At 55.5% G+C, this 10,894-nt stretch carries 15 protein-coding genes and 2 tRNA genes; 6 read left to right on the top strand and 11 right to left on the bottom strand.

The features are described 5' to 3' along the window. Positions 1-30: 30 nt before the first annotated feature. On the bottom strand, positions 31-354 hold the full coding sequence (locus FXO11_RS09260) for a branched-chain amino acid transporter permease (protein ID WP_148862715.1): 324 nt from the start codon (positions 352-354) through the stop codon (positions 31-33). Further along, positions 347-1,015: an AzlC family ABC transporter permease gene (locus tag FXO11_RS09265; protein WP_148864861.1), complete on the bottom strand. Its 669-nt coding sequence runs from the start codon at positions 1,013-1,015 to the stop codon at positions 347-349. Before FXO11_RS09265 ends, FXO11_RS09260 begins: the two co-directional genes overlap by 8 nt. Before the next feature lie 222 nt (positions 1,016-1,237). Here FXO11_RS09265 and FXO11_RS09270 point away from each other — a divergent pair, with 222 nt between their 5' ends. The 6 genes from FXO11_RS09270 (at position 1,238) to FXO11_RS09295 (ending at position 5,064) form a co-directional block, all read left to right on the top strand. Next, positions 1,238-1,489, top strand: coding sequence for a hypothetical protein (locus FXO11_RS09270; protein WP_148862716.1), 252 nt, complete (start codon positions 1,238-1,240; stop codon positions 1,487-1,489). 141 nt (positions 1,490-1,630) lie between these two features. Beyond that, entirely contained in the window at positions 1,631-2,290 is a 660-nt protein-coding gene (gene uvrY / locus FXO11_RS09275; RefSeq protein ID WP_148862717.1) for a UvrY/SirA/GacA family response regulator transcription factor, read from the top strand. Continuing rightward, positions 2,274-4,124: an excinuclease ABC subunit UvrC gene (uvrC, locus tag FXO11_RS09280; RefSeq protein WP_148862718.1), complete on the top strand. Its 1,851-nt coding sequence runs from the start codon at positions 2,274-2,276 to the stop codon at positions 4,122-4,124. Before uvrY ends, uvrC begins: the two co-directional genes overlap by 17 nt. A 6-nt stretch (positions 4,125-4,130) precedes the next feature. Beyond that, positions 4,131-4,688: a CDP-diacylglycerol--glycerol-3-phosphate 3-phosphatidyltransferase gene (gene pgsA, locus FXO11_RS09285; protein WP_148862719.1), complete on the top strand. Its 558-nt coding sequence runs from the start codon at positions 4,131-4,133 to the stop codon at positions 4,686-4,688. A gap of 139 nt (positions 4,689-4,827) precedes the next feature. Next, a tRNA-Gly gene (locus FXO11_RS09290) sits at positions 4,828-4,902 on the top strand. 88 nt (positions 4,903-4,990) lie between these two features. Then, positions 4,991-5,064: transfer RNA gene (locus FXO11_RS09295), tRNA-Cys, on the top strand. Positions 5,065-5,188: 124 nt separating this feature from the next. Here FXO11_RS09295 and FXO11_RS09300 read toward each other — a convergent pair. The 9 genes from FXO11_RS09300 to FXO11_RS09340 form a co-directional block, all read right to left on the bottom strand. Then, positions 5,189-5,410 carry a type II toxin-antitoxin system RelE/ParE family toxin gene (locus FXO11_RS09300; RefSeq protein WP_148862720.1) on the bottom strand — a complete coding sequence of 74 codons (222 nt, stop codon included), beginning with the start codon at positions 5,408-5,410 and terminating at the stop codon, positions 5,189-5,191. Beyond that, positions 5,410-5,634: an addiction module protein gene (locus FXO11_RS09305; protein WP_148862721.1), complete on the bottom strand. Its 225-nt coding sequence runs from the start codon at positions 5,632-5,634 to the stop codon at positions 5,410-5,412. The genes FXO11_RS09300 and FXO11_RS09305 overlap by 1 nt, the downstream gene beginning before the upstream one ends. Before the next feature lie 62 nt (positions 5,635-5,696). Beyond that, the gene (locus tag FXO11_RS09310; protein WP_319945911.1) at positions 5,697-5,966 is read right to left on the bottom strand and encodes a type II toxin-antitoxin system Phd/YefM family antitoxin; all 270 of its coding nucleotides are present in this window, start codon (positions 5,964-5,966) and stop codon (positions 5,697-5,699) included. Positions 5,967-6,042: 76 nt separating this feature from the next. After that, positions 6,043-6,843: a phosphonate ABC transporter, permease protein PhnE gene (phnE, locus tag FXO11_RS09315; RefSeq protein WP_148862723.1), complete on the bottom strand. Its 801-nt coding sequence runs from the start codon at positions 6,841-6,843 to the stop codon at positions 6,043-6,045. Further along, a complete protein-coding gene (gene phnE, locus FXO11_RS09320; RefSeq protein WP_148862724.1) occupies positions 6,840-7,658 on the bottom strand; it encodes a phosphonate ABC transporter, permease protein PhnE in 819 nt (272 codons plus the stop codon). Before phnE (FXO11_RS09320) ends, phnE (FXO11_RS09315) begins: the two co-directional genes overlap by 4 nt. Then, a complete protein-coding gene (gene phnC / locus FXO11_RS09325) occupies positions 7,655-8,446 on the bottom strand; it encodes a phosphonate ABC transporter ATP-binding protein (RefSeq protein WP_148862725.1) in 792 nt (263 codons plus the stop codon). The genes phnE (FXO11_RS09320) and phnC overlap by 4 nt, the downstream gene beginning before the upstream one ends. A gap of 79 nt (positions 8,447-8,525) precedes the next feature. Further along, positions 8,526-9,527 (bottom strand): phosphate/phosphite/phosphonate ABC transporter substrate-binding protein, encoded by a 1,002-nt coding sequence (gene phnD / locus FXO11_RS09330; protein WP_148862726.1) that lies wholly within the window; start codon positions 9,525-9,527, stop codon positions 8,526-8,528. Positions 9,528-9,967: 440 nt separating this feature from the next. Beyond that, the gene (locus FXO11_RS09335; protein WP_148862727.1) at positions 9,968-10,120 is read right to left on the bottom strand and encodes an entericidin A/B family lipoprotein; all 153 of its coding nucleotides are present in this window, start codon (positions 10,118-10,120) and stop codon (positions 9,968-9,970) included. Positions 10,121-10,233: 113 nt separating this feature from the next. Then, positions 10,234-10,410 (bottom strand): DUF1328 domain-containing protein, encoded by a 177-nt coding sequence (locus FXO11_RS09340; RefSeq protein WP_148862728.1) that lies wholly within the window; start codon positions 10,408-10,410, stop codon positions 10,234-10,236. Positions 10,411-10,894: the final 484 nt, after the last annotated feature.

A 10,894-nucleotide genomic window follows, 5' to 3' on the forward strand; every position in this document is an offset into this window, starting at 1 on the left:
ACTGCTGCCGGAGACGAGGCGGCCCTCCCATTAAACCTGCTGAATAGCCATGTAACACGCTGTCCCCGCAATAATCGAAAGCAAGGCATTTCGCCGCCATAGATGAAGTGCAATCACGACTAAGCTCGGCACCAACGCATCCGCTCCAAAGATCGGTGCGCTCCAGTGCCCGGATCGCAGCAGAAAAATGACCACCAACAGGGACATAACCGCCGCCGGCAAATACCGCCCGAGATGCTGGACCAGCGGATGGTCACTGTGGCGCGACAGAAACACGAAGGGAATCGCCCGGGTCGCGAATGTGGCGGCGGTGGCAACGACGGTGAACGCCAGGAGGTAAGTCATACTATCCATGTGGCTGCTCCAGTTCTGCGTTACCACGCTTATGGAAACGGTAGCTCAGCAGCAGGGTTACCGTCGCCAGAATGACCGCACCAATCAGTTGCTGATCCGCCGGGAGAACCGCAAGGCAAAGGCCCGCTGCGGCTGCGCCGATCCATATTGGCAACGACTGGCCCAGCACCTTGTATTGCTCGATGGTCAGTACGATAAACAGAGCCACCAGCGCGAACTCGATGCCGGTGCTGTCGAATGTCACCGCACGGCCCAGCCACGCACCGAGGGTAGAGCCGATCACCCAGTACGCCTGGTTGAAGAGCGTTATGCGAAAGTCATTCTGTTGCTCCTGGGCACGCTCCTCGGTGCGGGCGCGACTGGTCAGCAGGGAATAGGTCTCGTCAGTGAGGCCAAAAATCAGGTAGAGCTTACGCCAGCCCGCCCCGCGAAAGCGGCCCAATAGCGATAGCCCGTAGAATAGGTGGCGGGCATTGAGCACGAACATCGCGATAAACACTTCCACCAGCCCGGCGTTGGCGGCGAGGAGACCGACGGCCAGAAGCTGAGCGGCACCGGCAAACACAGTGATCGACATCAAGGTAGCGCCCCACCAGGGGTACTCCAGTTGCGTTACGAACAACACCCCAAAGGCCATGCCCAGCGGCAGATAGCCGAACATGATGGGTAGCGTCAATCGGACAACGGAACGGTTGTTCAAGCCAGTCTCCAGGAAAATCGGCAAAGCCCGGCATAATAGAGCAACAAACCTTGCCGGGTAAGGTACAGTGCGTCGCTGTACAGATGAACTGTACTGATGAACTGCACTGGCGAGCTGTACTAATGAACGCTACTGATGAACCGCACTGGTGGAGGAAAGCAGCCAGGTGAAGGAGGACATTGGATGAATGACGAGACCGAAAATCAGCCCCAGCCCGACCCTCGCCAGGAGCCGTTCGTGGTGGATAAGGGACTGCTGACCGAAGACCAGCTCGAGGGGTTGGTTGAGGAATATTGCACCCGTTATCACGGGGTGAACGACACCGAATCGCCCATGAACGAAAAGAGCCGGGTGATGACCGCAGTCAACAACGGTGACCTTGTAGTCTGGTTCAACCCCGTGGAAAACAGCGCGGGACTTGGGCCGAAGGCATGATTTTCGTTTGCGTTTATTTACCGAAAACGGGTACCCCGGTAGCATCTTAGACGCTACAATCCCTACTTGTTTCAGCGTCAGGCATGGATGTCGAAGCGCTGCTCTCCAGTTTTACCATCTTAATTGAGTGCGGGGTGGATTTTGATCAGGGTGCTGGTTGTTGACGACCACGAGCTGGTTCGATCAGGCATCACACGGATGCTGACTGACAATACGGACATTGAAGTTATCGGACAGGCCGCTTCCGGTGAGGACGCTGTAGAGTTTATTCGCTCTGACGCGCCGGATATTGTGCTGATGGATATTCGCATGCCGGGAATCGGCGGACTCGAAGCCACCCGCCGCATTTTGCGCATCGATGATTCCATCCGTGTCATCGTCGTCACCGCTTGCGCTGACGACCCCTATCCCACACGGGTCATGCAAGCCGGCGCTTCCGCCTATATCACCAAAAGCGCGGACATCAAGGAAATGGTTCGGGCCATTCGTATGGCTCACTCCGGCCAGCGCTACATCAGCCCCGAAATCGCCCAGAAGATGGCCCTTAAGCAGCTCGGCGGCGACAGCGGGGAAGACGATAAGCTGTCGATCTTCGACAAGCTCTCGGAGCGCGAACTGCAGATCGCCATGATGGTGGTCGATTGCCAGAAAGTTCAGGACATCTCGGACAAGCTCTGTCTCAGCCCAAAAACGGTCAACAGCTACCGTTACCGCATTTTTGAAAAGCTGGACATTTCCAGCGACGTCGAGCTTGCCCTGATGGCCGTCAGACTCGGGTTGCTTGATGCCGACAAAGTCTGAACAGACGACCGAATTCGATAGCAAAACCTTCTTAAAAAGGCTCACCGAACGACCCGGCGTCTACCGGATGCTGGACGCGAGCGGTGACGTTCTGTACGTGGGTAAGGCGCGGAACCTCAAAAATCGCGTCAGCAGCTATTTCCGCAAGAGCGGCTTGTCCCCCAAGACCGAAGCCTTGGTCAGCCGCATCAACCAGGTGGAAGTGACGATAACCGGCAGCGAGACCGAAGCGCTCCTGCTGGAACAGAATCTGATCAAATCCCTGCGCCCGCCGTACAACATCCTGCTGCGGGACGATAAATCCTATCCCTACATCTATCTTTCCGGTCACGACAAATACCCGTCGCTGATCTTCCGCCGTGGGCGTACGCGCAAAGGTAAAGGGACGTGGTTCGGACCTTTTCCGAGCTCTGGGGCGGTTCGGGAAAGTCTTAATGTATTACAGAAGATTTTCCGCATAAGGAATTGTAGTGACAGCTTTTTCAACAACCGAACACGGCCTTGCCTGCAGTACCAGATCAATCGTTGCACCGCTCCCTGCGTAGACTACGTCACGCCAGAGGAATACGCAGACGATATTCGCCACGCCACAATGTTCCTCGAGGGCAAGAACCCGGCCATCCTCGACGATTTGATGACATCCATGGAGCAGGCCAGTCAAGCTCTGGAGTTCGAGAAAGCAGCCGCTTACCGCGACCAAATCAATCACCTTCGCCACGTCCAGGAACAGCAGTCCATTGAGGCCAGTGGCGGTGATGCCGATGTGGTGGGCCTCGCCCAAGAAGCCGGCGTGGTCTGTGTCGTTGTTATCCTGGTGCGTGGCGGCAGGGTGCTGGGCACTAAGGACTATTTCCCACGATTCTCTATCGAGCAATCGGAAAGTGAACTTCTCAGCGCCTTTCTCGGCCAGTTCTATTTCGGTGGCGATACTCAGCGAGAGCACCCCCGGGAAGTGCTGGTGCCGGTAGAGGCGGATGAGCAGGAGGTGCTTTCCGCCGCGTTGTCCGAGGCGGCCGGTCGCGAAGTGCGGATCCGCAAGAATGTTCGTGGTGAACGTCGGCGGTGGGTCGAACTGGCGACGACCAACGCCAGGCAGACGTTGATGACGCATATCGCCAGTAAGGAAACCGTCTACCGCCGTTTGCTGGCGCTGCGCGATCTCTTGGAGCTTAAGGAAACGCCAAGCAGGATGGAGTGCTTCGATATCAGTCACAGCCACGGCGAGAATACCGTCGCATCCTGTGTGGTGTTCGATGACAATGGCCCGGTAAAAAGCGACTACCGTCTTTACAACATCGAGGGCGTGACAGCGGGCGATGATTATGGTGCCATGCGCCAGGTCTTAACCCGTCGTTACACACGCTTGAAGAATGGCGAAGGCAAACGGCCGGATCTTGTTTTTATCGATGGGGGCAAGGGGCAGCTTAACGTGGCCCGGGATGTGTTCGAATCTCTGGGAATCAGCGATATCACGTTGATCGGCGTAGCAAAGGGCGTGACGCGCAAGGCGGGCATGGAACAACTGATCGATGCCTTGACCGACGCTGTATTCCGGGTACCCTCTGATTCTCCGGCATTACACCTGATTCAGCATATTCGTGACGAATCGCACCGGTTTGCCATTACGGGCCACCGAGCCCGGCGCGACAAGAAACGTCGCCAATCCACGCTCGAGGGTATCGAAGGTGTCGGCGCCAAACGCCGGCGTGAACTGATACGCTATTTCGGTGGCATCCAGGAAATCAGAAAGGCGGGCGTGGATGAGATGGTCAAGGTCAAGGGCATCAGCCGCAGCCTGGCAGAATCCATATACGCCGCACTTCACAACGAGTAGGGCAGAATGAATTTACCCAATATACTGACGGTATCCCGAATCGCCATGATTCCGGTGTTTGTCGTCGTTTTCTATCTGCCGTATGAATGGCGATTCCTGGTGAGTGCTGCAATTTTTGCCCTGGCAGCGGCCACAGACTGGCTTGACGGGTATCTGGCTCGCAAGCTCGACCAAGGTACGCCATTTGGCGCTTTTCTCGATCCCGTCGCCGACAAGCTAATGGTGGCCGTGGCGCTGACTCTGCTGATCGAAGAACATCACAGTATGATTCTCACCGTGCCGGCGACGATCATCATCGGACGCGAAATCGTCATATCCGCGCTCCGTGAGTGGATGGCCGAGATGGGCAAGCGCGCCAGCGTAGCCGTGTCTTACGTCGGGAAAATAAAGACGACGGCGCAGATGGTTTCTATCATCATGCTACTCGCTTTTCCGTTGAGTACGCCGGGCGCCATTGTTGGCGAAATCCTGCTGTATATGGCAGCGATCCTGACACTGTGGTCCATGTTCATGTATTTGAAAGCAGCCTGGCCGGACCTTTTCCCGAAAGAGAAGGGTTTGTGAGTCCTGATTAAAGAATAATCAACGGCTTAGGCAAACATCGAAGTTTCAAAAAAGGGTTGACACCCCGGCGTGATCCATTAATATATGCGCCACTTCAGCGCTGACAAGCTTAAAGCCAAGTTGGTGTTGATGACCTTAAGCGGGAATAGCTCAGTGGTAGAGCACAACCTTGCCAAGGTTGGGGTCGCGAGTTCGAATCTCGTTTCCCGCTCCAATTTCTCTCCGGTACCGCCGGGTGGAAATAACAATCCAAGTCTCTCAATGCCTCCTGAGAGCAAAAGCCCGTTTCAAAGGCTTTCCCCGGCGCGGTGGCAGAGTGGTTATGCAGCGGACTGCAACTCCGTGTACGCCGGTTCGATTCCGACCCGCGCCTCCAATTTTTCCTCGCTTTTTCAATGAGTTAATTTTTCCCGATAAGGGCAGCCTGGTGGCTATTGTCGCCAAGCCCAGTAGCCCGGTTCGCGATGAAGGCTCATAACTGCGAGTATAAGAATGCTGTCCTATTGCTCGACGTAGAGAACTCCGTAGGGAAAACGTTTGACGAGGGAGCGTCTAATCGGCTTGCGAATATAGCTCCAAGCCTGAGGGAATTTAACCGCTCTAATTATGGCTTTTTCGACTTCTTCGGCGAGACCCATGCCGAGACCAGGTTGGATAGATTCGTAATAATCGGTTGCTTCGTTCAGTTCCGCTTCCGCTGCGGGGTGAAACGTGTAGTCCATTATTTGTTCAACCTGCTCCGAATTCTACTAAAAACTTGCTTACCTGGTACGGGGGTTACCTGTCCAGATTCCAGTTCTGCCAATCGATTTTCTGCAACCGCTGCCCATTGCTCATCAATGGCGCTTTCAGTAGGGTTCAGGCTTCTTAACAGCGACTCTACAACGAGGGCGCGCCCCTCGACTGGCAGTGCGTTGGCTTCATCAATTAATTCCTGAATGCGCATTACACGGGCTCCGCAGGTAGTAATGGGCGATGTTTGTTCCACGTATCTTAACCTTTGGGGAATTAATTTTCTCCCTGTTCCGCCTGAGCAGAACTTTCCCGGGAGGGTGGCAGTGAGACCCTGAGCTCCGACCGGTTTGGAAACCTGATTCTTTCCGGCAGGACAGCGGTCAGACGCGCAGCAGGCTTGCCGTGGCGAAGAATAACGATCTCGTCGCCTTCAGCTACAGCGTCTAAAAGATTTGAGAGCTTTTCCCGAGCTTCCCGAACGTCGACTGTTCGCATGATTTTTTTCCGTGCGTGTATACAAATACCGTACTTCACAGGAAGCATAAGCTGGCAATTAAACTCCGCTGGGAGTCTTCGTTTTCAAATCGCTGAGTCAAATATTTTCCCGCTCAAAACCGATCTAAATAACTTTTCTACGCAGCCATGCGGCAACGGCTTCGCCAACGATGACCAGCACGATGATGGCAATCAACACAGTGGCGACCGTGCGCCAGTCGAGCGTATCGATAGCACCTTGCAGAATCACGCCGATACCTCCGGCCCCGACCAGCCCGAGTACCGTGGACTCGCGGAGATTGATATCCCAGCGCAGCACGCTGACGGCGAAGAAGGTTGGGATCACCTGCGGCACGATGGCGTACAGCACGACCTTGGCATGTGATGCGCCCGTGGCTTTCAGCGCCTCGACCGGGCGTTGGTCTATTTCCTCGATAGCCTCGCCGATCAGCTTGCCGAGAAAGCCCAGCGAGCGAAACATGACGGCAATGATGCCTGCCAGTACGCCCGGCCCGAAGATTGCCACGAACAATAACGCCCAGATCAGCGTATTCACCGAGCGACTGGAGACCAGAATGAACCGGCCAAGCCATAGCGTCGCGCGGTTGGGTGTCGTGTTTTGGGCGGATATGTAGGCGATAGGCAACGACACGATGACTGCGATGAGTGTGGCGATGGTGGCGATGTTCAGGGTCTCGATGAGCGCCCAGATGATCGCGCTTATGCTCGAGATATCAGGCGGCATCATCCGCGTGAATAGATCGCCTATTTGCGCAGGTGCGTCCCATACCCAAGGCCATATGATGTTAATGGTGGAAAGCGACCAGCTTACCGCCAGTACGACGACTAGCAGAATGGCCAGGCGTGTCCAGCGTTGACGACTGGTATAGCGCGACCAGGCGCGATCAGCGACGGATGGGTTCACCAGATATTCCTCCGGATGCGGCCACTGATCCCCTCGACGATCAGAATGACCGCGATAATCACCAAAGTGATGGCAAGCGCGAAATCGTAATCATAGCGGCCGAAAGCGTTCATCAATGTCGCGCCGATACCGCCCGCACCAACAATCCCAACTACCGCCGAGGCACGTAGATTACTATCCAGCTGGTACATGGCGAGTCCGATCTGGCGTGGCATGATCTGCGGCAACACCGCGAACTGCAGAACCGCGATATAGCGTGTACCACTACTGCGTAGTGCTTCCACCTGCCCCCAATCGATCTCCTCGATACGTTCCGCGAGCATTTTGGCGACGAAGCCGATGGAGTAGATGGTTAACGTCAGGATGCCGGCGATTGGACCAAAGCCGACGGCTTTGACAAACAGGATCGCTACGATCACCGGATGGAAACTGCGCGCGGTAATGATCAAGCCGCGGCCCAATAGATAAATCGGCATGGCCGCGATATTGCGCGCCGCCATAAAGGCAATGGGCACACTCAGCGCGAGTCCCAGTAACGTTGCTAGAATCGCGATCTTAAAGCTCTCCAAGAGCCCCTCGATCAGCAGCTCGCTACGTTCGAAACTAGGCGGAAAAGAGCCTGAGAAGATGCGCTGAGCCCGTGATATACCTTCCTGGATTCGCGCCCAGTCAAAGGGCAGGGTGTATAGCGCCCAAACGGCATAGACGACGCAGCCGATCAGCAACCCCCAGCGCAGAAACGGGTTGGTAATAAACGGTGGCTTGTGCCAGGTGCGGATTGGGGTCTTAGAGGATGCTGGCGTCTCGCCGGTCATTGGGTCACCGCTCGTGTGAAGGCGGCGCCGGTGTTCCCGGGCTCCTCGGATGGAATTCCGCTATACACAGCATCCATGGCGTCGTCGTTCAGGTCGCTGGGCTTGCCGTCGAAAATCAGCCGGCCAAAGCGCATGCCGACGATGCGGCGCGTGAACTCCTTGGCTTCGCTGACATTATGGATGTTGATGAGCACCGGCAGCTTGAGTTCATCAGCCAGGTTCTGCAGCAGTTCCATGATCTGCCTTGAGCTGACCGGATCGAGCGATGCGGTGGGCTCGTCAGCGAGCAGAATATCCGGGTTCTGCATCAAGGCTCGCACCACACCGACACGTTGGCGCTCGCCACCCGAGAGTTCGTCGGCACGTTTATTGGCATACTTGGCAATACCGACGCGCTCCATCAAATGGAACGCACGCTCGATATCCTCGGCGGGGTAACGACGCAGCGCGGCACGCCAGTAGGGAACGTAGCCCAGCCGGCCGCACTGTACGTTTTCCATGACCGTGAGACGATCGACCAGATTGAAACCCTGAAAGATCATGCCGATACGGCGTCGCGATTTACGCAATTCATCGCGCTTGAGGGTGGTGAGTTCCTGTCCGTTCAGTTCGATACTGCCCGATGTTGGCTCTACCAAACGGTTGATGCAGCGTAGCAATGTACTCTTGCCGGCTCCCGAGGCACCGATTATCGACACAAGAGATTCGTCTGGAACCTCGAGGTTGAGATCCTTGAGCACCGGTTCGCCGTTACCGTAGCGCTTGATCAGATGGCTTATGCGCAACATGGAAGGTCTATCTCCTCGGGCAACTACCGCCCCTGCCAGCGGCTTTTTCTATTGCAGGCAGGGGCAGGTCAGGGACGTCTTATTTGATGTTTTCTTTGGTGTAAGTGACGCCGTTGGCCTCTTGTATGTCCCGGATGACTTCCCAGTCTTCCTTATAGGTGATCGGGACGAATTTCGTGACCCCGGAGAACTCCTTGCCCAGCGCGGTGCCTTCCAGCTCGAAGGTCATGAATGCCTCTTCAATCTTATCGGCGAGTTTCGGGTCCAGGTTGTGGGCGTATGTGTAGGAGGTGGTCGGAAAGGACTTCGATTCGTAGACGATCTTGAGGTTGCTGGGGTCGATGACGCCGCGATCGATCATACGGTCGACGACTTCCGAGGCGACTGGCGCGGCGTCGTAATCGCCAGCGGCCACGCCGAGGATCGACTGGTCGTGCGAGCCGGAGTAAACGACTTCGTAATCCTCGTCCGGCACGATGCCCTCTTTCGGAAATAGAGCCCGAGGTGCCTGATTGCCGGAGTTGGAGGTCGGCGAGGTATGTGCGACGCGCTTGCCTTTCAAATCCTCGATGCTATCGATGCCGCTGTCTTTTTGGGTATAGAGTTGCAGCTTGTAGCCGAAAGAGCCATCGTCCGTACCCATGATGGCGAAGGGTACCGCGCCGGCCAGGTTGACGGCGAATGGCGTGGGCCCGGTCGAGAAGCCGGCGATGTGAAGGCGTCCGCTGCGCATGGCTTCGATCTGCGCGGCATTCGACTGCACGGCGAAGAAACGCACGTCCTTACCGGTGACCTCCTCCACGTGTTCAATGAACGGCGCCCAGATATCCCCGTAGATCGATGGATCGGTGACAGGCGTATAGGCGAACACCAAGGTGTCCGGACTGACCACCTTGTCCGGGTCGGTCGGCGTATCGGCGACGAGGTCGCCATTCTTGTCGCAGTAACCCGGGGACAGGGCGCCGTTGTCGTTGCATTCAGCGGCGCTGGCCACGGCCACCGGCATTAACGTAGCAACGAGTAGCGCGCTCAATGTCAATTGTAGAGGGCGGTTGAACAGATGGTCTTTGGAAACCGGCATGATAGTCACTCCTTCCATTCGCCTGATTGTAGTTGTTGTCGAATTGGGGTGGGTTCTCAATGAGATTAAGCACTAAAGTCGATTTTCACAACAACGCTGGCGGCCATGGACCACTTGATCGACCATGGACAGGATATGAGGCCGCTCTCTGCACTGCGGTCCCGGCAGTGATCGAAGCGTTCTGTGAGGCGGGTTTTGCGTATTGAAGGGGTGGCTAGTTGGGCAACTTCAAACTAGCCGGCTTTTCGAGCATCGATTCCAGAGAAAGCTCCAGCACCGACAAGCGTTTCACCTTCGCTGATGAATGCACTAGAAGTATGGGAAACAGGCATAACGTGGTAGGACAACGAGAAAGTCTGCGTCGACTCCTGGCTCGGGAATGACAACGTTGAGGCGGAGTCCCCAAAGCCAGGAGTCAAATCATAGAGGCGAAGCATCAATCAATCTTCAGCTTCCTCCTCCATGTTTTCACCTGCTTGCTCAACGTCCTCGCCGACACCTTCCATCGTGTTACAGCCTGCGAGGCTGCCGCCTAGAAACAGAACGAGAAAGAATGAGCGAAGCGCGAGTTTTACCTTATGCTCGAAAGACATGGTTACCTCCTGAGTCTTCTCTACTAATCACGCAGGAAGCATCCGTGCTTCCTTGACCCGAACGAACATCCTTTTCGGGCGACGGGGAGTGGGAAGAATCCAGCCGGTTCCGGCTAGACCTTGGGTCCTTTGCCTTTCATGGCATTGGCAATTAACGAGATCACCAGCAGGACGAGAAAAATAAAGAACAGAATTTTGGCGAAACCGGCGGCTGTACCTGCGATACCCCCGAAGCCCAGCACACCAGCAATGATCGCGACAACTAAACAGACTAGCGCCCAATACAGCATATAGACATCCTCCTTCTCTTTGTGTCGTTTCGCACGATGTCGAGATTTGACCGCGGCTGACACTGTTTCCATGTGTTTATGTTAATTTTTTGCTTTGCTGCCCCTTAAAAATTGCACAGGTCTGCGAAAGCAGCAATGACCTGAGTGAATCGAAATGCACCAAAGAACGGTTAACCTGTTGATAATAAATAGTTTAATTGATTTATTATGGTTTATTCAGGTTCAGTTAATTTCTGGTTTTCAACCGGTTCCGGCGAGGAGCTAAGGAGCCTCTGAAAAAGTTCAGGCTGTGGATGAAGCGCAAGGCGCACGGAGCGCAAGATGCGAAACATACCTTGCTGGTAGGCGAGTTTCTGACCGGGCTTGCGCACAAGCACCGCGCAACGCAGTGATTCGCCGCAGAATGGTCTTTTTCAGAGGCTCCCTAAGACATTGCCGCACAGGCCCGGTATCATTCCCGCCAGTACAAAGGCGCTGATTACGC

Source organism: Marinobacter fonticola, assembly GCF_008122265.1.
In the GTDB taxonomy this organism is placed as follows: domain Bacteria; phylum Pseudomonadota; class Gammaproteobacteria; order Pseudomonadales; family Oleiphilaceae; genus Marinobacter_A; species Marinobacter_A fonticola.

What these genes read in the sequence shown, in the direction of transcription:
- FXO11_RS09260 (WP_148862715.1), bottom strand. Translation starts at nt 354, where the DNA reads ATGGATAGTATGACTTACCTCCTGGCGTTCACCGTCGTTGCCACCGCC.
- FXO11_RS09265 (WP_148864861.1), bottom strand. Translation starts at nt 1,015, where the DNA reads ATGTTCGGCTATCTGCCGCTGGGCATGGCCTTTGGGGTGTTGTTCGTA.
- FXO11_RS09270 (WP_148862716.1), top strand. Translation starts at nt 1,238, where the DNA reads ATGAATGACGAGACCGAAAATCAGCCCCAGCCCGACCCTCGCCAGGAG.
- uvrC (WP_148862718.1), top strand. Translation starts at nt 2,274, where the DNA reads ATGCCGACAAAGTCTGAACAGACGACCGAATTCGATAGCAAAACCTTC.
- pgsA (WP_148862719.1), top strand. Translation starts at nt 4,131, where the DNA reads ATGAATTTACCCAATATACTGACGGTATCCCGAATCGCCATGATTCCG.
- FXO11_RS09300 (WP_148862720.1), bottom strand. Translation starts at nt 5,410, where the DNA reads ATGGACTACACGTTTCACCCCGCAGCGGAAGCGGAACTGAACGAAGCA.
- FXO11_RS09305 (WP_148862721.1), bottom strand. Translation starts at nt 5,634, where the DNA reads ATGCGCATTCAGGAATTAATTGATGAAGCCAACGCACTGCCAGTCGAG.
- FXO11_RS09310 (WP_319945911.1), bottom strand. Translation starts at nt 5,966, where the DNA reads ATGCTTCCTGTGAAGTACGGTATTTGTATACACGCACGGAAAAAAATC.
- phnE (WP_148862724.1), bottom strand. Translation starts at nt 7,658, where the DNA reads ATGACCGGCGAGACGCCAGCATCCTCTAAGACCCCAATCCGCACCTGG.
- phnC (WP_148862725.1), bottom strand. Translation starts at nt 8,446, where the DNA reads ATGTTGCGCATAAGCCATCTGATCAAGCGCTACGGTAACGGCGAACCG.
- phnD (WP_148862726.1), bottom strand. Translation starts at nt 9,527, where the DNA reads ATGCCGGTTTCCAAAGACCATCTGTTCAACCGCCCTCTACAATTGACA.
- FXO11_RS09335 (WP_148862727.1), bottom strand. Translation starts at nt 10,120, where the DNA reads ATGTCTTTCGAGCATAAGGTAAAACTCGCGCTTCGCTCATTCTTTCTC.
- FXO11_RS09340 (WP_148862728.1), bottom strand. Translation starts at nt 10,410, where the DNA reads ATGCTGTATTGGGCGCTAGTCTGTTTAGTTGTCGCGATCATTGCTGGT.